The sequence below is a fragment of the Meiothermus ruber DSM 1279 genome, from assembly GCF_000024425.1.
Lineage (GTDB): Bacteria > Deinococcota > Deinococci > Deinococcales > Thermaceae > Meiothermus > Meiothermus ruber.
The window spans coordinates 1,828,649-1,845,687 of the sequence record NC_013946.1; the positions used below are offsets into that span (position 1 = coordinate 1,828,649).

Annotated in this window: 22 protein-coding genes and 1 tRNA gene; 13 read left to right on the forward strand and 10 right to left on the reverse strand. The window is 61.4% G+C overall.

Features of this window, described 5'->3' with window-relative positions:
* Position 1: 1 nt before the first annotated feature.
* From MRUB_RS08980 to MRUB_RS08990, 3 genes are read left to right on the forward strand one after another with little or no spacing between them, the layout of a single operon-like run.
* A complete protein-coding gene (locus MRUB_RS08980) occupies positions 2-391 on the forward strand; it encodes a DUF3054 domain-containing protein (RefSeq protein ID WP_013014034.1) in 390 nt (129 codons plus the stop codon).
* A 31-nt stretch (positions 392-422) separates the two neighbouring features.
* Positions 423-779, forward strand: a complete 357-nt coding sequence (locus tag MRUB_RS08985; protein ID WP_013014035.1) for a RidA family protein — start codon at positions 423-425, stop codon at positions 777-779.
* Between the two features lie 60 nt (positions 780-839).
* Entirely contained in the window at positions 840-1,469 is a 630-nt protein-coding gene (locus MRUB_RS08990; protein WP_013014036.1) for an MOSC domain-containing protein, read from the forward strand.
* A 45-nt stretch (positions 1,470-1,514) separates the two neighbouring features.
* Here the strand turns inward: MRUB_RS08990 and rplI are convergent, their stop codons facing one another.
* The 6 genes from rplI to MRUB_RS09020 form a co-directional block, all read right to left on the reverse strand.
* Positions 1,515-1,964: a 50S ribosomal protein L9 gene (rplI, locus tag MRUB_RS08995; protein ID WP_013014037.1), complete on the reverse strand. Its 450-nt coding sequence runs from the start codon at positions 1,962-1,964 to the stop codon at positions 1,515-1,517.
* Positions 1,965-1,976: 12 nt separating this feature from the next.
* Positions 1,977-2,255: a 30S ribosomal protein S18 gene (rpsR, locus tag MRUB_RS09000; RefSeq protein WP_013014038.1), complete on the reverse strand. Its 279-nt coding sequence runs from the start codon at positions 2,253-2,255 to the stop codon at positions 1,977-1,979.
* 11 nt (positions 2,256-2,266) lie between these two features.
* The gene (locus MRUB_RS16225; protein WP_013014039.1) at positions 2,267-3,100 is read right to left on the reverse strand and encodes a single-stranded DNA-binding protein; all 834 of its coding nucleotides are present in this window, start codon (positions 3,098-3,100) and stop codon (positions 2,267-2,269) included.
* Between the two features lie 109 nt (positions 3,101-3,209).
* The gene (rpsF, locus tag MRUB_RS09010; RefSeq protein WP_013014040.1) at positions 3,210-3,524 is read right to left on the reverse strand and encodes a 30S ribosomal protein S6; all 315 of its coding nucleotides are present in this window, start codon (positions 3,522-3,524) and stop codon (positions 3,210-3,212) included.
* Positions 3,525-3,680: 156 nt separating this feature from the next.
* Positions 3,681-4,784 (reverse strand): NAD(P)/FAD-dependent oxidoreductase, encoded by a 1,104-nt coding sequence (locus MRUB_RS09015; protein ID WP_013014041.1) that lies wholly within the window; start codon positions 4,782-4,784, stop codon positions 3,681-3,683.
* A gap of 60 nt (positions 4,785-4,844) precedes the next feature.
* Positions 4,845-4,919 (reverse strand) — tRNA-Ala (locus MRUB_RS09020).
* A gap of 172 nt (positions 4,920-5,091) precedes the next feature.
* Here MRUB_RS09020 and rpsB point away from each other — a divergent pair.
* The 10 genes from rpsB (at position 5,092) to mqnC (ending at position 13,329) form a co-directional block, all read left to right on the forward strand.
* Positions 5,092-5,823, forward strand: coding sequence for a 30S ribosomal protein S2 (gene rpsB, locus MRUB_RS09025; RefSeq protein WP_013014042.1), 732 nt, complete (start codon positions 5,092-5,094; stop codon positions 5,821-5,823).
* A 27-nt stretch (positions 5,824-5,850) separates the two neighbouring features.
* Positions 5,851-6,441 carry a translation elongation factor Ts gene (tsf, locus tag MRUB_RS09030; RefSeq protein WP_013014043.1) on the forward strand — a complete coding sequence of 197 codons (591 nt, stop codon included), beginning with the start codon at positions 5,851-5,853 and terminating at the stop codon, positions 6,439-6,441.
* A gap of 88 nt (positions 6,442-6,529) precedes the next feature.
* Entirely contained in the window at positions 6,530-7,234 is a 705-nt protein-coding gene (gene pyrH, locus MRUB_RS09035) for a UMP kinase (protein ID WP_013014044.1), read from the forward strand.
* Positions 7,235-7,369: 135 nt separating this feature from the next.
* Positions 7,370-7,927 carry a ribosome recycling factor gene (gene frr / locus MRUB_RS09040; protein ID WP_013014045.1) on the forward strand — a complete coding sequence of 186 codons (558 nt, stop codon included), beginning with the start codon at positions 7,370-7,372 and terminating at the stop codon, positions 7,925-7,927.
* 100 nt (positions 7,928-8,027) lie between these two features.
* Positions 8,028-8,888: a phosphatidate cytidylyltransferase gene (locus MRUB_RS09045; RefSeq protein ID WP_013014046.1), complete on the forward strand. Its 861-nt coding sequence runs from the start codon at positions 8,028-8,030 to the stop codon at positions 8,886-8,888.
* Positions 8,889-8,939: 51 nt separating this feature from the next.
* Positions 8,940-10,067, forward strand: coding sequence for a 1-deoxy-D-xylulose-5-phosphate reductoisomerase (dxr, locus tag MRUB_RS09050; protein WP_013014047.1), 1,128 nt, complete (start codon positions 8,940-8,942; stop codon positions 10,065-10,067).
* Positions 10,068-10,087: 20 nt separating this feature from the next.
* Positions 10,088-11,101, forward strand: coding sequence for a M50 family metallopeptidase (locus MRUB_RS09055; RefSeq protein ID WP_013014048.1), 1,014 nt, complete (start codon positions 10,088-10,090; stop codon positions 11,099-11,101).
* 46 nt (positions 11,102-11,147) lie between these two features.
* Positions 11,148-11,780 carry a glycosyltransferase family 2 protein gene (locus MRUB_RS09060; RefSeq protein ID WP_013014049.1) on the forward strand — a complete coding sequence of 211 codons (633 nt, stop codon included), beginning with the start codon at positions 11,148-11,150 and terminating at the stop codon, positions 11,778-11,780.
* A gap of 48 nt (positions 11,781-11,828) precedes the next feature.
* Complete coding sequence (locus tag MRUB_RS09065; protein ID WP_013014050.1) at positions 11,829-12,044, forward strand: hypothetical protein; 216 nt, start codon at positions 11,829-11,831, stop codon at positions 12,042-12,044.
* A 151-nt stretch (positions 12,045-12,195) separates the two neighbouring features.
* Positions 12,196-13,329 carry a cyclic dehypoxanthinyl futalosine synthase gene (gene mqnC / locus MRUB_RS09070; RefSeq protein WP_013014051.1) on the forward strand — a complete coding sequence of 378 codons (1,134 nt, stop codon included), beginning with the start codon at positions 12,196-12,198 and terminating at the stop codon, positions 13,327-13,329.
* On the opposite strand, the gene MRUB_RS09075 is transcribed toward mqnC, so the two are convergent.
* Genes MRUB_RS09075 through MRUB_RS09090 form a run of 4 tightly spaced genes read right to left on the reverse strand, consistent with a single transcriptional unit; the run spans position 13,326 to position 16,936 of the window.
* On the reverse strand, positions 13,326-14,513 hold the full coding sequence (locus tag MRUB_RS09075; protein WP_013014052.1) for an ABC transporter permease: 1,188 nt from the start codon (positions 14,511-14,513) through the stop codon (positions 13,326-13,328). The two genes, mqnC and MRUB_RS09075, sit on opposite strands and share 4 nt — an antisense overlap.
* 14 nt (positions 14,514-14,527) lie before the next feature.
* Complete coding sequence (locus MRUB_RS09080) at positions 14,528-15,250, reverse strand: ABC transporter ATP-binding protein (RefSeq protein ID WP_013014053.1); 723 nt, start codon at positions 15,248-15,250, stop codon at positions 14,528-14,530.
* Positions 15,251-15,266: 16 nt separating this feature from the next.
* Positions 15,267-16,094 (reverse strand): ABC transporter permease, encoded by an 828-nt coding sequence (locus MRUB_RS09085; RefSeq protein WP_013014054.1) that lies wholly within the window; start codon positions 16,092-16,094, stop codon positions 15,267-15,269.
* Between the two features lie 29 nt (positions 16,095-16,123).
* Positions 16,124-16,936: an ABC transporter ATP-binding protein gene (locus MRUB_RS09090; protein ID WP_013014055.1), complete on the reverse strand. Its 813-nt coding sequence runs from the start codon at positions 16,934-16,936 to the stop codon at positions 16,124-16,126.
* Between the last annotated feature and the right edge of the window lie 103 nt (positions 16,937-17,039).

Genomic DNA, 17,039 nt, shown 5'->3' on the forward strand with positions numbered 1-17,039 from the left:
TATGGTACGCCCTGACCGCCGCATAAGCCAAACCCTGGCCTGGGGCGATGCTTTGTGCATCGTGCTGTTTGCCGTTATTGGCCTGCAAACCCACGGCGAGCCCCTCAGTCTGGCCGGAATCATCCGCAACGCCCTGCCCATCCTGCTGGTCTGGTGGCTGGTTTCGCCGTTTTTGCGCACCTACACCCGGCCCTCCTGGCAAAACCTGCTCTACACCTGGGCCATTGCCGTAAGCGCCGGGGTCTGGCTGCGCTTTATGGTGCTGCAAAAGCCGTTCGACCTGGGCTACCTGATCTTCTGGGCGGTTGCGCTGGGAGCCACCCTGGTGTTGCTGCTGGCCTGGCGGGGGCTGGCGCTGGCGTGGTTGCGCCAACTGCGCAGCAAACCCTAACCACGCTACACTGGGATCATGCGAGTCAACATTGCGGGCGCCCTACGAGCTGGTGGTGGGTTATAGCCGAGCGGTGCGGGTAGGGTCGTACATTCACGTAGCCGGAACCACCGCCACCGATGCCAGCGGACAGGATGACCCCTACATCCAGACCGTACAGATTTTGCGTAATATCGAGGCTGCCCTTAAAAGGGCCGGAGCCAGCCTCGAGCACGTGGTTCGCACCCGCATTTATGTGGTCAATATCGAGCGCAACTGGAAGGAGATAGGCCGGGCCCACGGGGAGTTTTTTGTCCACATCCGCCCAGCCTCAACCATGCTCGAGGCCAGCCGGCTGGTCGAACCCGAGATGCTGGTGGAGATCGAGGCTGATGCAATCGTGTCCTAAAGGAATGGTAGACAGTGGCCTTTACCGCTAGGGGTGTGTACAGCTTGTAAAGTGTGGATTATGCGCCTCGTTTCCATCAACCTGGGCCGCCCAGAGCCCCTGCAAATCGGCCCCCGCCCCACCACCACCGGCATCTACAAAAACCCGGTTGAAGCCGCTCAAATTTCCACTCTGGGGCTGGTGGGCGACCACGTCGCCGACCAGGAGCACCACGGCGGCCCCGACCAGGCGGTGTATGTCTACAACGCCCAGGATTACGACTGGTGGATGGAACAGTTGGGCGAGGCCTTGCTGCCCGGTACGTTTGGCGAAAACCTGACCTTTTCAAGCTTCGGCGAAGAGCCCGTGCGCATTGGCGACCGCTTTAGGGTGGGTGAGGTTCTGCTCGAGGTCACCGCCCCCCGCATCCCCTGCTCGACCCTGGCCGCGCGCATGAACGACCTGGAGTTTGTAAAGAAGTTCCGCCAGGCCGCGCGGCCTGGTTTCTATGCCAGGGTACTGGAGGCGGGCCGGGTGCAGCAGGGCGACCCCGTTCAAAAAATTGCAGCCCCCACGGCCTTCCCTACCCTAGCCGATGTATTTCACCTCTGGTACGACAAAGCCCCCGAGACCGCCCGGCTTCGCTGGATCCTCACAGCACCCCTGGCCGAGCGAGCCAGGGCGGTTTTGGCCGCGCGATTGCCCATATAGAAAAAACGCCGCCCAATTGGGCGGCATCGCGAGTACCTCGAGCGGTTATGCCTTGTCGGCCACCACCGAGACCTTCAGGGTCATGGGCACCTCGGGGTGGGGCTTGTAGGCCAGGGCGTAATCGCCCAGGTCTTTAATGGGCTTTTCCAGGGCCAGCTTCTTGGGGTCAATGGTGATCTGGTGCTGGGCTTCCAGAGCAGCGGCAATCTCGCGGCTGGTCACCGAGCCGTAGATCTTCTGGTCGCCGGCCTTCACCTTGAGCACCAGGGTAATGGGCTCGAGGAGCTCCTTGAGGCGTTCGGCCTCGGCCTTGCGCTCGGCAGCTTTTTTGGCCTGGGCGCGGATTTTGGCCTCCAAGGTCTTGAGGTTGCTCTCGGTGGCCAGGGTGGCAAGGCCCCGCGGTAGCAGATAGTTGCGGGCGTACCCTGGCTTCACGTTGACCACTGCCCCCACGTCGCCGAGGTTTTCCATAGGTTCAAGCAGAATCACTTTCATCTTCCACTCTCCCTATTTCCGTACCAGCTTTTCGGTAAAGGGCAGCAAACCCAGCATGCGCGCGCGCTTGATGGTACGCGCCAGTTTACGCTGTTCCTGGGCGTTAAGTCCGGTACGACGGCGGGGCAGAATTTTCCCGGTCTCGGACAAAAAGCGCCGCAGAACCTCTACATTCTTGAAATCGGTAAGGTCGAAAGCCCCAACGGCGGCAGCCACTTTGGGTTTGCGGCCACGGCGCACACCGCGCTCGCGATCCTGGCGGTCGCCCTTAGGGTTTGCACGATTGGACATCTTCTTGGTGCTCAAAACGGTAAATCCTCCTCAGGTGGGAAATCGTCTTCTAAGCCTTCTTCAATATCTACCTTGCCCGCACGGCCTTTGGCTGCGGAAGCCATCTGGGAACCGTTTCCACCTGTGCTCTGTCCGGTTCCACGGGCAAGTCGCTCGAGGCGGCTTAGCTCCACACGGGTGGTGTAGCGCCTCGTGCCGTCCTGAGCAGTCCAGGAGTCGTTCACCAAGCGTCCCATTAAGAACGCCCCGTCTCCTTTTTTGAGTTCTGCCGCATACTCGGCCAGCTCACGCCAGGCCTGAGCCTCCACATAGTGCACCTTTTCCTGCTCACCCCCTTGGCGGGTGGTGAATTTTTCGTTCACCGCCAGCGATATCCGGGTAACAGCGGTACCCTGGGGCGTGTAGCGCAGCTCGGGGTCACGGGTCAGGTTACCGACCAGCATCACCTGGTTAAGGCCGTCCTTGAGGCGTTCCTGCCCGCGGGCATCGGTGACGGTTACCTGGCCTCGCTTACCCTCCAGGCTCACGATCTCCATCCGGTCGGCGCGAATATCCAGGCTGCTTTTTTTCTGACCGTCTTGCTCCCAGGCCCGGTACTCCAGCTTGCCATCCACAAACAACGCCATGCCCGCTTTCAGGGTATCGCCCCAAAATTCTGCGCTCTTGCCCAGCAGTTTCACGCGGTGGTACCAGGCCGGTTCACGGGTCTGGCCCTGTTCGTCTGTTACCACATCGTTGCCGGCCAGGTTAAGCTCCATCACCGCCAGCCCACCTGGGGTGTAGCGCAGTTCGGGGTCTTGGGTTAAGGTGCCTACTAGGGTTACGCGGTTGAGGCCTCGAGCCATGCTAATCAGTCCTTTATCGTTACGGTCTTTGGTTCTAAGTTTAGTACCGTTTGCGCGCTTGCGTTCCGTTGATGGTCTTGGCCTCAGAACTCAGCTTAAGGCCAGCAGCCTACTTCTTCTTCTGGCTGTTTCGCCATTCGGGACGGTCGCGGATGATGGTTACACGACGCACGTGGTCGCGCAGGCGCAGTTCGCGCTCGAGCGCAGCGTTGTTGTTACCGGCCATCTCCACCGTGTAAAAGACCACGTTGCCTTCAGGGTCTTTCTGGATGGGGTAGGCCAGGCGGCGGTTGCCCCAATCGTCGACGTTTTTGATGCTAGCGCCGTGACGCTCGAGGGCAGCTTTGATGACATCTTTCTCTAGCGCGGCCTGGGCCCCGTCGAGGTTGGGGTTGAGGATGATACCAATCTCGTACTGTGGCATGTTCACCTCCTTTCTGGTTGGCGTTTACCCATCGCGTTTTGCAAAGCATGATGGGGCACAACTCCGGTAGGCGATCCTCTCGGATCACGCAAGGTGAGAGTATAACAGATGAGCCTGGGTAGGGCCAATTAATAAAGCTTATGGGCCGGGGGAGGCTCAGCGCACCATCACCGCCCCAGGCATCCGGCTTCCCTGTAAAGCCCAGGCCGCCTCACGCCCCAGTAAGGCCCCCAGCACATTTCCGGTTCCGCTGTAGGCCCCAACTGCCCATACCCCCGGCCGCACCTCTTCCGCCACCGGGAGCCCGCTGCTGGTGTAGCCAACCGAGGCCGCCCAGCGGTGGGTGACCGGGGCCTGGACGCCAAGCTGACGCAGAAGCGCCTCCAGACGGTGCTGGATCGCTTCGGTAGGCTCGGCCTGGGTCGTCCATTCGGCCTCGCCGCCGGCGTCACGCATCCCCCCCAGGGCAATCCGGCCATCGGGTAGCTGCTGCCAGTAGTCGTAGCCCCAGCGGCGATACACCGGCCGCTTAAAGCGCATCGCCACCGGGGCCGTGGCTAGCATCTGCAAGCGGGCCGTGCGCACACGTCCTTTTAATTCGGGCAGCAGGTACTCCAGCCGCCCATCCACCGCCACCAGCACCTTCTGGCAGTGCACCCGCCCTTGGGGGGTCTGCACCATCCGACCCGCAATGCTCAGGGCGGGGGTGTTTTCAAAGAGCCTGGCCCCAGCCTGCAGCGCTTGCCGGGCCAGTGTTCTGCACCGCTCGAGCGGGTTGAAAACCCCATCGCTGGGTATCAGCAAGCCCTGCCCCTCCGGGCCTTCGTAGGGCTCCGCCTCGAAGCCATCGGCCCGGAGGGCCTCGAGGTGCGCCATGCAGTCTTGTAATTCCTCCTCCGAAGCCGCGATGCGTAAGGAGCCCACCGGCCGGATGGCCTCGGGCGTTTCTTCTTTCATTCGAGCGATCTGATCAAGGGTGGCCTGGTACACGCACCGGGCAAAGTCGCGCCCGTACTCAGCCACGCTCTGGTGATAGAACCTGGCCAGCCCAGCCAGCAAAAACCCACCGTTGCGGCCTGCCGCCCCGCCCGCTACAAAGCCTGCGTCAATGCCCACCACGCTTCGACCCAGCCGCAACAACTCGTGGATTGCCGCCAGGCCCGAACCGCCCAGCCCTACCACGCACACCTCGGCCTCGAGGTCGCCTTGCAGGCTGGGCAAACCCGGCCAATTGCCGTCGTCCCAAACCGGCGTATTCACCCCATCAGCATAACTAAAAAAGAGCTGGACACCAGAAGTCCAGCCCGCACCTGGGTTCCTTGGTGGAGGCGGAGGGATTTGAACCCCCGACCTTGTCCTTGCAAAGGACCTGCTCTCCCGCTGAGCTACGCCCCCAAGCCAGGCATGAAGTATAGCAACCATCGGGGCTTCCGTAAAGAGTCTCCCTCGGTTATACTCCAACGTTGGGTGTGCTGGCGCGCAGCCTGGGGTTAGGGAACGGTGCCCAGGGGAAGAGTGCAGCCCGCACAATTCAACGCCCACTCCAACCGTCCCGTAAGGAGAAACCATGGCAAACGTAAGCATCAAGGAACTGCTCGAGGCCGGTGTGCACTTCGGTCACGAGACCAAGCGCTGGAACCCCAAGATGAAGCGCTACATCTATGCCGAGCGCAACGGCATCTTCATCATCGACCTGCAAAAGAGCATGGTCGAGCTCGAGCGCACCTTCAAGTACGTGCAAGACCTGGCCATGCGGGGGGCTACCATCCTGTATGTGGGCACCAAAAAGCAAGCCCAGGAGATCATTCAGCAGGAGGCCGACCGGGCCGGGATGCCCTACGTCAACCAGCGCTGGCTGGGCGGCATGCTCACCAACTTCCGCACCATTACCGCTCAGGTCAACCGCCTCGCGGAGCTCGAGGCCCTCTTCGCCTCCGATGAGATTAAAGAGCGGGTCAAAACCGAGCAGGTCAAACTCCAGCACGAGCTCGAGCGCCTTCAGAAAAACCTGGGGGGTTTCCGCAAGCTGCGCCGCCTGCCCGACGCCATCTTCGTGGTAGACCCCACCAAAGAAGCCATCGCGGTCAAGGAAGCCCGCAAGCTGGGCATCCCGGTGATCGCCCTGGCCGACACCGACTCCGACCCCGACGTCTGCGACTACATCATCCCCGGCAACGACGATGCCATCCGCTCGATTCAGCTCATCGTCAGCCGTATGACCGACCTGATTGTGGAGGCCCGTGGCGGCGGGCGTGAAGTGCCTGCTCAGGCCGTCGAAGCCGAAGTAGCAGAGGCATAAGCGGGAGCCCGCCTCGAGGTGAAAACAATGACCCAACTTGAGCAGATCAAAAAACTACGCGAGCAAACCGGCGCCGGCATGAGCGACGTTAAAAAAGCGCTGGAAGACGCCGGCTGGGATATGGAAAAAGCCACCACCCTGCTGCGCGAGCGGGGGGCCCTCAAGGCCGCCAAGAAAGCCGACCGCGAGGCCCGCGAGGGCATTATCGGCTCGTACATCCATCACAACCTGCGGGTGGGGGTGCTGGTGGAGCTGAACTCCGAAACCGACTTTGTGGCCCGCAACGAGGAGTTCCAGCGCCTGGCCAAGGACATCGCCATGCACATCGCCATGGCCAACCCCCGGTACGTGAGCGTTGAGGAGGTCTCGCCGGAAGACCTCGAAAAAGAAAAAGCCATCTACATTCAGCAGCTTCTGAACGAAGGCAAGCCGCAAAACATTGCCGAGAAAGCCGCCGAAGGCCGCCTCAAGAAGTTCTATGAGGAGATGGTGCTCCTGGAGCAGCCTTTTGTGAAGGATGAAAAGGTCAAGGTCGGCGATCTGATCAAGGCCGCCATTGCCAAGATTGGCGAGAACATCCAGGTCAAGCGCTTCTGCCGATTTGAAGTAGGGGCGTAAGCGATGCGCAGTCAGGGTCGAGAGTCGAGAGGCTTTCGACCCTTTCCTTTTTGGGGCGAGGAAATTTAAGAGCAGTAAAGGGGGCTAGATGAAATACAAACGGGTTCTGCTCAAACTGTCGGGTGAATTCATGAGCGGCAATGGGTTTGGTATCCAGCCTGAGGCCACCAAAGCCCTGGCCCAGGAGGTGGCCAAGGCTCACCAGCTAGGGGTGCAGGTCGCAATTGTGGTAGGGGGCGGCAACTTCTGGCGTGGGGCTCGACAGGGGGTGGGTATGGATCGGGCCAGTGCGGATTACATCGGTATGCTGGCCACCATCATGAACGCCCTGGCGCTGCAGGATGCCCTCGAGTTCATCGGGGTACCAACCCGCGTTCAAACAGCCCTCACCATCCAGCAAGTAGCCGAACCCTACATCCGCCGCCGGGCCATACGACACCTAGAAAAAGGGCGGGTGGTCATTTTTGGCGGGGGCACCGGCAACCCGTTTGTGACCACCGATACCGCCGCGGCTTTGCGCGGGCTGGAAATGAACGTGGATGCGGTTTTGATGGCTAAAAACAAGGTGGATGGGGTTTACAACGACGATCCGCGCAAAAACCCAGAGGCCAAGAAGTTCGACATCCTCACCTACCACCAGGCCCTCGTCCAGGGCTTGCAGGTGATGGATGCCACCGCCATGGCCCTGTGCCAGGAACAAAACATGCCCATCGTAGTCTTCGACATGTTTACCGAAGGCAACCTGGAAAAAATCATAAAAGGCGAACGGGTAGGCACCCTGGTACACAGCTAGTTGGGGTGCTGGGAGCTATCTGGCCCAATCAGAAACAGTCTGTTTTTGAATCCTAGAGGGCTCTCTTCTGTAGAGTTAGAGAGCGCTCAACTCATCCAAATCTGGTATAAGCTATCACAAATATAGGAGGGAACTATGCTCAAAGAGCTCTACAACGAGACCAGACAGCACATGCAAAAATCCCTGGAGGCCCTCGAGCACCACCTCACCACCATGCGCACTGGAAGGGCCAACCCTGCCATCCTCAACAACATCAAGGTTGAATACTACGGTTCAACCATGCCGCTCAACCAAGTGGGGACGGTCTCCTCTCCCGACCCCCGCACGCTGGTGGTACAGTCGTGGGATCCCAACATGCTCAAGGAGATCGAGAAGGCCATCCGCGACTCCGACCTGGGCCTGAACCCCACCAACAAGGGCGATGCGCTGTACATCAGCATTCCCCCGCTTACCGAAGAACGCCGCCGCGACCTGGTCAAATCGGTGAAGCAGTACGCGGAAGAGGCCCGCATTGCGGTGCGAAACATCCGACGTGAAGCTTTGGACAAGGCCAAAAAACTAGAAAAAGAAAAGCACCTCTCCGAAGACGATATCAAGCGCGCCGAGGCCGAAATTCAGAAGATTACCGACGAGTTTGTGCACAAAATAGACGAGGCCCTGCACAAAAAGGAGCAGGAAATCCTGAAGGGCTAAGGATTTCAAGCACCCCCACCCATAAGCCGCCCAGCCGGTGGGCTGCTGGTTTGAGCCTCGCTGCCGGGCGGCTTTTTATGCCCGCTGCTATGCTTTAATCGTGATACCCAACGCCCGACCCGACCCTTCATTGCCGACCCGCATCATCTCTTCGCTGATCGGGGTGCTGGTCTTATTCGTGGTGCTGTGGGAAGGCCGCATCTTCATGCTGCTGGCCCTGATGTTGATTCTGGTGGTGGGCTCCTTTGAGCTGCGCTACATGCTGCGCAACAAAGGCATCGAGCTGAACATGGCCTTTTTGATTGGGGGAGGGCTGGTGATGCTTTTGTTCAGCCTACCCCAGCTCCACGACGTTTACCCAGGCGTGCCCTGGCGGGAAATTGCCCTGGGGTTGGTGCTTATTGGCGCGTTCAGTTCGGAGCTAATCGTGGGCGCCAACATCCAGCGGTTTGCCTATAGCCTGATGGCCTTTTTGTACCTGCCCTGGACGCTGGGGTTCTTTCTGCTGCTGCGCCACTCACCCGACGGCAACGTGGGGCTCTGGATCCTGGCACTGCCGCTCATCACCAGCTTTGCTAACGACATCGGGGGCTATTTTGTGGGGCGCTACTTTGGAAAACACAAGCTGGCCCCCACCATCAGCCCCGGCAAGACCGTGGAGGGCTCGATTGGTGGGATTGCCACCAGCTTACTGCTGCTTTTTCTTTTTACTACCATCGTGCGCTCGGCCTATCCCGAGAGCCCTTTTGCCCTATTCAGGCCGGTGGAGCTGTTTGTGGTCAACCTGGTGCTCTCGTTTGCTGCCCAGCTCGGCGACCTGACCGAGTCCATGCTCAAGCGCTACTGCGGGGTCAAAGACTCGGGCTACTTCCTACCCGGCCACGGGGGGCTCCTGGATCGGCTGGACTCGCACCTGTTCACGGTTCCACTTACGTACTACCTGCTCACCATCTTTATCTGAGGCCGCAGGATAGCCAGACTGACCTGCACAAACCAGTACACTAGCAGGAAGATGAACGATAATCCCAAACGCGTTGTGGTGCTGGGCTCAACCGGTTCTATTGGCACCCAGACCCTGGATGTCTGCCGCTGGCGGGGCTACCGGGTGGTGGGGTTGGTGGCCGGTAAGAACCTGGAGCTTTTGACCCAGCAGATTGCTGAGTTTCGACCCGAGGTAGTGGCCGCCGACCCTTCCATCCTCCCCGAACTCGAGTCCCGCTTTCCCGGTTTGCGCACCGCCGACGCCCTCGAGGTGGCCGCCTGGCCGGCCGAGGTGGTGGTGGGAGCCATACCGGGCCTGGCGGGCCTGCCGGGGGTGCGGGCAGCCGTACAGCAAGGCCGCCGCCTGGCCCTCGCCAACAAAGAGAGCATGGTGGCCGCCGGGCCGCTGCTGTGGCAGGAGGCCGAGCAGAGCGGGGCCGAAATTATCCCGGTGGACTCAGAGCACTCGGCCCTGTTCCAGAGTCTTTTGGGCGAGCCGTTGGACGACGTAGCCGAGCTGATTCTCACAGCTTCTGGCGGGCCTTTTTTGCGGGAACCGGCCGACCTTTCCAGCGTTACCCCCCAGATGGCCCTCCAGCACCCCCGCTGGAAGATGGGGCCCAAGGTGACCATTGACTCTTCGACGCTTTTCAACAAGGGCCTCGAGGTGCTGGAAGCCGTGCAGTTGTTCAAAGTGCCCATCGAGAAGGTCAAGGTGCAGATTCACCCCCAATCGTATGTGCACTCCATGGTGCGCTTCCAGGACGGCAACCTCAAGGCCCAGCTCGGCCCCACCGATATGCGGCTGGCTATCCAGTACGCCCTCACCCACCCCCAGAGGCCCCCTTCCCCGCTGCGCGAGGCCCCCATCCCCGAGCGGCTGGAGTTTTACCCACCGGATACCAGGCGCTTCCCAGCCCTGGCCCTGGCCTATGAGGCCGGACGGATGGGGGGGCTGGCCCCGGTGGTGCTCAACGCTGCCGACGAAATCGCGGTGGAGGCCTTTTTACAAGGGCAGATTGGTTACCTGGAAATCCCAAGGGTGCTGGAAAAAGTGTTACAGCAGACTCCTGCAGGCGCACTAACCTGGGACAATATCGCTTATGCCGACCTCGAGGCCCGCCGGTGGGCCCGTGAGTACCTGAAGGTAAAGGTCTGAGCATAATTGCGGAGCAAAGCATGAGCATCCTCTGGTTTCTACTGATTATCTCCATCAGCATCTTCGTACACGAGCTGGGCCACTACCTGGCCGCCCGTGTGCAGGGAGTGGGGGTCAAGAACTTTGGGGTGGGTTTTGGCCCTACCCTGCTCAAGTTTGAGCGCTGGGGCACCACCTGGCGGCTCAATGCCATCCCGCTGGGCGGCTACGCCGAGATCGAGGGCATGATGCCCGGCGACACCCACGGCTACGCGCGGCTCTCGAGCTGGGGCAAATTTCTGATTCTGGTGGCCGGCGTGGTCATGAACCTGCTCCTGGCCTGGGGGGTGCTGGCCGCCCTCGCCTCTATTCAGGGCATCCCTCAGACCCGCGCCGAGGTCACCGAGGTGCTGCCCGGCAGTCTGGCCGAGCAGGCGGGTTTTAGGGTGGGCGACCGCATCCTCAGTTTGAATGGGGAGAAGCTCACCGCCTACGACCAGGTCACCCGCTTCCGCCAGAGCACGGGCGAGAAGGTGTTCGTGGTGCTGCGCGATGGCGCCGAGGTGACCCTACGTTTCAACTGGGACAACACCCAGGCCCGGCTGGGCATCGTCTACCGGCCCGAGCTGGTGGGCTACACCCGCATCAACTTCTTCCAGGGGTTCGCTCGAGCCATCGGCGAGACGGTGGTGGCGGTTCCGCGCTTCGTGCAGGAGTTCGCGGGCAGCATCGCCCGCATCCTCTCAGGGCAGCAGGCCCAGGGGGTGGCGGGGCCAGTGGGCATCGTTAACATCACCGGGCAGGCTGCCGAGCAGGGGCTGGGCACGCTGGTAGGACTGCTGGCGGCCATCAACCTCTCGCTGGCCGTGTTCAACCTCCTGCCCATCCCTGGGCTGGATGGGGGGCGCATCCTGGTGCTCGTAGCCAACGTAATTAGCGGCGGCCGCATCAAGCCCGAGACCGAGGCCCGGCTCTCGTACGGAGGGTTCATCTTTTTGATTCTCCTGATTGTGCTGGTGACCATCAACGATATTCGCAACCTGGTGGGCGGCTAGCATCGGGCGCTACCTTGCAGGCAAAACCGCGATAGAATAGCCGCCAATGGACGCCACGGTGCTCATTCCGGCCTACAACGAAGCAGCCCATATCGGGGCGGTGGTGGCGGCTGCACGGGAGGCCGGTTTTCCGGTGCTGGTGGTGGACGACGGTTCAAGCGACGCAACCGCCCAGGCCGCCGAAGCCGCCGGGGCCAGGGTGCTGCGCTTGCCTGAGAACCGCGGTAAAAGCGAGGCCCTGGCCTTCGGACTGGCCCACGTGCAAACCCCCTATGTGCTGCTCTTGGACGCCGATCTGGTGGGGCTAAAATCCCAGCACCTGCTGAACCTGCTCGAGCCGGTGCGAAGCGGCCAGCTGGACATGGCCATTGGGGTCTTCAAGTCCGGGGGCCTGATGACCGACTTCGGCAACCGCGCCACCCCGTTTCTCTCGGGGCAGCGGGCCTGCACCACCCAGTGGCTCCGCAGCGTGCCCAACCTGACCGAGCGGCGCTGGCCCGAGCCCGCCATCACCGACCACCTGGCCCGCACCCAGGCCCGCTGGGCCTACGTTGAACTCCACGGGGCCGGCCAGGTCATGAAAGAGCAAAAACGCGGTTTCTGGAAGGGGCTGAGCATGCGCCTCAAGATGTACGCCGAGCTGCTCAAGTACCGCTTTGGGCGAAAGACTCGAGCTTGAATTTCCCTGACCATAGAAGCATAGCTTTGAGGCCACATGGAGGTGGCTATGCGAATCGAAGTGGCGGTGGTGATGCAGGTGCGCGTTCCCGAAGACACCGACCTCGAGGATCTGAGCCTGGAGATTGACGAGGAGGGCCTGCGCTTCGTGAGCAAGGGTCAGGTGGTGGCCGGGGCCAGCCAGATCGAGGACTACTACATCGACGGCATCGGGTCGGAAGAAGACGACAAGGACAACTGGGAAGAGGAAGAAGACGAGCAGTGAGCCTTCAAACACCTGCCATCGCATTTTCCTCATCCAGGGGCCCCGGGGGAAATTGGCTTTGTCAGACACAGAGCTGTTCGCGGGGTTCACAACGATAGGCAGGGGTTATTTGTCCTACTTTTTCCAAAAAGCCAGTGGGTAGAATAAGCGCATGGACGTTTTGAGCCGTGCAGCGGCGGGCGAACGACTTTCGGCCAGTGAAATACTCGAGCTCTACCAGCTTCCCCTCCCGGAAGTAGCGGCCGTAGCCCACGAACTGCGGCTCCGCCGTAGCAACCCCCAGGTGGTCACCTACCTGATCGACCGCAACATCAACTACACCAACATCTGCAACGTGGCCTGCAACTTCTGCGCCTTCTACCGCACCCGGCGCCAGAGCGACGCCTACGTGCTCTCCTTTGAGGAGATCGGGCACAAGATTGAAGAACTCATGCAGATCGGCGGGCGGCGCATCCTGATGCAAGGCGGGGTCAACCCCGACCTGCCCTTCGAGTGGTACCTCGAGCTTTTGCGCTACCTGAAGAGGCACTACCCCGAGGTGCGCATTGATGCCTTCAGCCCCGAGGAAATTCTGGGCCTGGAAAAGATCACCGGGCGCGACTGCCGCGAGCTGCTGGTAGCGCTCAAGGAAGCCGGCCTCGATGGTCTACCGGGCGCAGGCGGCGAGATTCTGGTGGACGAAGTGCGGGCCAAAGCGGCCCCGGCCCGCATCAAAAGCGGCGACTGGTTCCGCATCCTGGATACCGCCCAGAGCCTGGGGCTATACACCATCGCCACCATGGTGATTGGCTTTGGCGAGACCTACGAGCAGCGCGTGGCCCACCTGCTCCAGATTCGCGAACAGCAAGATAAAGCCCTGCGCGCCTATGGACAGGGCTTTGCGGCTTTCGCCATGTGGACGCTGCAAACCGAGCACACCCGCCTGAAGGGCAAGGCCCCGGGGGCCACCGCGCACGAGTACCTGCAGCAGCTTGCCATCGCCCGCATTGCCCTGGACAACCTCCCCAACCTGCAGGCCAGCTGGCCCAGCATGGGCTTCAAGGTGGCCCAGGCCGCCCTCTACTACGGCGCCAACGACTTTGGCTCCACCATGCTGGAAGAAAACGTGGTCAGCGTGGCTGCTGGGCACAACCGCACCCACGCCACCGTGCGACAGATTGTGCGCCATATTGCCGACGCGGGCTTTATCCCCGCCGAGCGCGACCCCTACTACAACATCAAGCAGTACCCCGACGTGCAGGCCATTTTGAACGAGAAGCCCCCGGTGGCCCTGCCGCTGGCCTAGTTTCTGAAAACCACGTCTTCCCGCTGGAAATTGCGATAGGCCAGGTGCAGGGCCAGCGCGCCATAGGCCAGGGTAGAGGCCCAGGTAATAAGTAGTTGGGTGGCAGTGGCCGCACCTTTGACAATCGCGTCCAGCGCCAGCATTACGTTTACAAGGGGCAGGGCGAAATACCAGTCTTGCAGCTTTAGAAAATCGGAGAACTGCAGGAAGAGCAAAGGGATAAGCATCACCAGCGATAAGGGGCTCAAATAACTCTGGGCCTCCTTGAAACTGCGGGCGTAAAGGCCCAGGGAAATCATGATGGCAATGATGAGCAGGGCAAACAATACTGCCGTTACCAAGATGGCCAGGTAGCCCAGCGGGTCGAGGGCCAGGGCACCCCCTAACTGGGCCTGATTCTCTCCGTTCTGCACGGCTTGAAGCTGGGCGGCAAAAAGGTTGCGGAACACCCCGCCGCCCAGCAAGAGCCCGGCCACGGCCGCAAAGGTCGAGAGCAGCGACATCACAAACACCGCCAGCCCTTTGCCCAGCAGAACCTGGATGAGCGGGACGGGGGCGGCCAGAAGGGCCTCGAGCGTCCCCTTTTCTTTCTCCCCTGCCGTGGCGTCTACCGCAACCGGCATACCGCCCGCCTGAATGAACGAAACCAAAAAGAAAGGGATCAGGAAGGCAAAGAGGCCGGCGGCCCGCTCCTGCTCGCGCGAGGCGTCCTGGGTCTCGACGCTGAAGGGCTCCAGAATATCGGTTCCAATCCCCCGGGCTCGCAGTTGCTCGGCCACCACCTGGTCTTTGTAAGCGCGCAGCGCAGCCTGCACCTTCTCCACCACCAGCGCACTCTGGGTGGCCCCGCTCGAGAGCCGGCCATAGATAATGTAGCGCCCATTCTCGAAGACCAGGGCCGCCTGCACCTCGCGGTTCTGCACGGCCTCCTGGGGGTTGGCTACCTCGATGGGCTCGACCCTGGCTTTGCGGAGTTCCTCCAGTACCACCGTCGGAACCCCCACCACCCCCACCTTCTGCACCGACTCCTGGGTCTGGCGGGCGGCGTTGCCGAAGAGCAGGATGGGCCCGAACATCAATAGCGGCATGATCAGGATGGGCAGCACCAGGGTGGTAAAGAGCACCCGGCGCTCGCGCACCACGCTAAGCAGCTCTTTTCGGGCGATGATCAGGATTTCGTTCATGGGGCACCCAACCTTTAGGCGGCCTCTTCCAGGCGACGGATAAAGGCCCGCTCGAGGTTGCCCGAGCCAAGCTCGAGGGCCTCCTGCAAGCTGCCCTCAAAAACCAGCAAGCCATGGTCAATAAAGCCCACCCGGTCGCAGACCTCCTCGGCCTCGCTCATCACGTGGGTGGAGTAGACAAGGGTCTTGCCCAGCCCGGCGTACTGCTTGACGAAATCCAGCAAAGCCCGGCGGGCGAACACATCCAGACCGGCGGTGGCCTCGTCCAGCAGCAAGACCTGGGGCTGGTGCAGGATGGCCCGCGCGATGACGATTTTCTGCTGCATACCGGTGGACATCTGCCTGACCTGCTTGGAGAGCACAGACGGCTCGATGTGCAAAAGTTCGGCGGCCCAGGCGATGCGTTCCTTGAGTTTGGGCCCCCACAGGTCGTAGAAGCTCCCGAAGAAGTCCAGCACCTCGTAGCCGGTGAGCTTGTCGTAGACCTTCATCCCACCGTTGACGATGCCCAGGTTGCGGCGCACCTCGAGGGGTTGCCTTAGCACATCAAAACCTGCCACTTTAGCGCTGCCCCCGGTGGGCTTGAGCAGGGTGGCCAGCATCCGCAGGGTGGTGGTTTTGCCGGCCCCATTGGGGCCCAAAAGGCCATACACCTCACCCGGCTGCACCCTGAAGGAGATGCCCCTGACCGCTTGCGTCTTCTGGTAGCTTTTTTGTAGGTTGATAGCTTCGATCATGTAACCTCCGGCAGTGCTAGCCCGTCCGCTTGAGCTTGCCGGTGCGCTTGGCCCACATCTCGGCGGTGTGGAAAACCCACAGGCCCAGCGGTATCAGCACCACCCCCATCAGCAACAGGATACCCAGTTCCGGCAGCACCGAGGAAAGCGGGGCCCCCACCAGCCGCTCCGGGGTGGAGTCGGGGTGGTTGATGCCCATCAGCTTGCGGCAGGCCTCGAGGGCATAGGTGGCCGGGCTCAGGTAGGCCAGGGGCTGCACCCAGCTCGGCAGCACGCTAACTGGATAGTAGATGCCCGAGACCAGAAGCAGAATGCCCTGGAAGATGTTGGTGGCCTGGGCCCCGTTCTCCGGCGACATCACCGGCAGAATGGCGGCCATCAGGCCCAGCCCCATGAAGGCCAGGCTGGCTACCAGCAACACCACCAAGACCCCCAGCAGGTTGGCCCCGTTCACCGAGACCTGGATAAAAAGCACCAGGCCCACCAGGATCACGATGGTGCGGATCACGCTGAACATGACCGCAAAGAGCGAGACCCCCGAGAGGTGGATGAGCCTCGAGACCGGAGCCATAAAGGTGTACTCTAGCGTCCCTTCCCAGCGCTCGTAGGAGATGGAGTTGGCGATCTCGTTGTACATGGCCGATAAAAAAGACCACAAGAGCACGCCCAGCAACAGCGTCAGGGTCAGGCGGAAGTCGTCCTGGGCCTTGCCAATCAGGGCAATGGTGGCCGAGTTGACGATGGCGTAAAACACGAACACCACCACCCAGCTCATGTAGCGCCGGGTCAGGTGCCAGTCGCGGAAGACAAAAGCCCACATGGGGCGGATGTAGCGTTCAAACATAGGGTTCCCTTAGGTTCTGCGAACAACAATTATCTTTCGAGCTCTTCCTCATCGAAGGCCTCGCCGGTGAGGGCGATGAAGGCCTCCTCGAGGCTCTCGGTTCCGGCTTTTTGCTTGAGTTCGTTGGCGGTGCCCTCGGCCACCAGGCGGCCATGGGCCAGGAAGCCGATGCGGTGCGAGAGGCGCTCGGCCTCGGCCATGTCGTGGGTGGTGAGCAGGATGGTGGTGCCCTCGCGGGCCCGCAGATCTTCCAGGAAGGCCTGCACGTCGCGGCGGCTTTTGGGGTCGAGGCCGGTGGTGGGCTCGTCCAGTAGCAGGAGGGGCGGGTTGATGAGGAGGGCCCGGGCAATGGCAATCTTCTGCTGCATGCCGCGGCTCATCTCCTCGATGGGGTCGCCGAAGCGGCGCGACTCCAGGCCGAGTTGCTCCAGAATCTGCATGGCCCGCTTTTCGGCTGTGCGGGGCTCGAGGCCATAAAGCTGCGCGGCGTAGAGCAGGTTCTCGCGCGGCGAAAGCTTCTTGTAAAAGGCCGCGTCCACGCTCACCCGGCCCATCTTGCGCCGCAGCTCGCGCTCACCCTCGGGCAGGGTATGGCCCAGCATCCGCACCGTGCCGCCATCGGGGGTGAGCAGGGTGGATAAAATGCGGATCAGGGTGGACTTGCCCGAGCCGTTGGGGCCCAGTAGGCCGTAGGTCTCCCCTTCCCGCACCTGGAAAGACACCCCCTTGAGGGCCCATTCCTCCCTGAGGGGCGCGCGCAGTCCGTCGCGCTTGCGGAAGACCTTTTTAAGGTTGGAGACCTCGATGGCGAGTTGGGTTTTGGTGGGCTCGAGGGTCAGCATAACAGGCTCTGCCTTTCAAAAAAGTTGAGGGTTAGGGCTGTGGGGACGTTCACGCTTGGTAAAAGCATCTCTGGTTCTCCAAACAAACCGGCGGCCCGAAGGC

What these genes read in the sequence shown, in the direction of transcription:
- MRUB_RS08980 (WP_013014034.1), top strand. Translation starts at nt 2, where the DNA reads ATGGTACGCCCTGACCGCCGCATAAGCCAAACCCTGGCCTGGGGCGAT.
- MRUB_RS08990 (WP_013014036.1), top strand. Translation starts at nt 840, where the DNA reads ATGCGCCTCGTTTCCATCAACCTGGGCCGCCCAGAGCCCCTGCAAATC.
- rplI (WP_013014037.1), bottom strand. Translation starts at nt 1,964, where the DNA reads ATGAAAGTGATTCTGCTTGAACCTATGGAAAACCTCGGCGACGTGGGG.
- rpsR (WP_013014038.1), bottom strand. Translation starts at nt 2,255, where the DNA reads ATGTCCAATCGTGCAAACCCTAAGGGCGACCGCCAGGATCGCGAGCGC.
- MRUB_RS16225 (WP_013014039.1), bottom strand. Translation starts at nt 3,100, where the DNA reads ATGGCTCGAGGCCTCAACCGCGTAACCCTAGTAGGCACCTTAACCCAA.
- rpsF (WP_013014040.1), bottom strand. Translation starts at nt 3,524, where the DNA reads ATGCCACAGTACGAGATTGGTATCATCCTCAACCCCAACCTCGACGGG.
- rpsB (WP_013014042.1), top strand. Translation starts at nt 5,092, where the DNA reads ATGGCAAACGTAAGCATCAAGGAACTGCTCGAGGCCGGTGTGCACTTC.
- tsf (WP_013014043.1), top strand. Translation starts at nt 5,851, where the DNA reads ATGACCCAACTTGAGCAGATCAAAAAACTACGCGAGCAAACCGGCGCC.
- pyrH (WP_013014044.1), top strand. Translation starts at nt 6,530, where the DNA reads ATGAAATACAAACGGGTTCTGCTCAAACTGTCGGGTGAATTCATGAGC.
- frr (WP_013014045.1), top strand. Translation starts at nt 7,370, where the DNA reads ATGCTCAAAGAGCTCTACAACGAGACCAGACAGCACATGCAAAAATCC.
- dxr (WP_013014047.1), top strand. Translation starts at nt 8,940, where the DNA reads ATGAACGATAATCCCAAACGCGTTGTGGTGCTGGGCTCAACCGGTTCT.
- MRUB_RS09055 (WP_013014048.1), top strand. Translation starts at nt 10,088, where the DNA reads ATGAGCATCCTCTGGTTTCTACTGATTATCTCCATCAGCATCTTCGTA.
- MRUB_RS09060 (WP_013014049.1), top strand. Translation starts at nt 11,148, where the DNA reads ATGGACGCCACGGTGCTCATTCCGGCCTACAACGAAGCAGCCCATATC.
- MRUB_RS09065 (WP_013014050.1), top strand. Translation starts at nt 11,829, where the DNA reads ATGCGAATCGAAGTGGCGGTGGTGATGCAGGTGCGCGTTCCCGAAGAC.
- mqnC (WP_013014051.1), top strand. Translation starts at nt 12,196, where the DNA reads ATGGACGTTTTGAGCCGTGCAGCGGCGGGCGAACGACTTTCGGCCAGT.
- MRUB_RS09075 (WP_013014052.1), bottom strand. Translation starts at nt 14,513, where the DNA reads ATGAACGAAATCCTGATCATCGCCCGAAAAGAGCTGCTTAGCGTGGTG.
- MRUB_RS09080 (WP_013014053.1), bottom strand. Translation starts at nt 15,250, where the DNA reads ATGATCGAAGCTATCAACCTACAAAAAAGCTACCAGAAGACGCAAGCG.
- MRUB_RS09085 (WP_013014054.1), bottom strand. Translation starts at nt 16,094, where the DNA reads ATGTTTGAACGCTACATCCGCCCCATGTGGGCTTTTGTCTTCCGCGAC.
- MRUB_RS09090 (WP_013014055.1), bottom strand. Translation starts at nt 16,936, where the DNA reads ATGCTGACCCTCGAGCCCACCAAAACCCAACTCGCCATCGAGGTCTCC.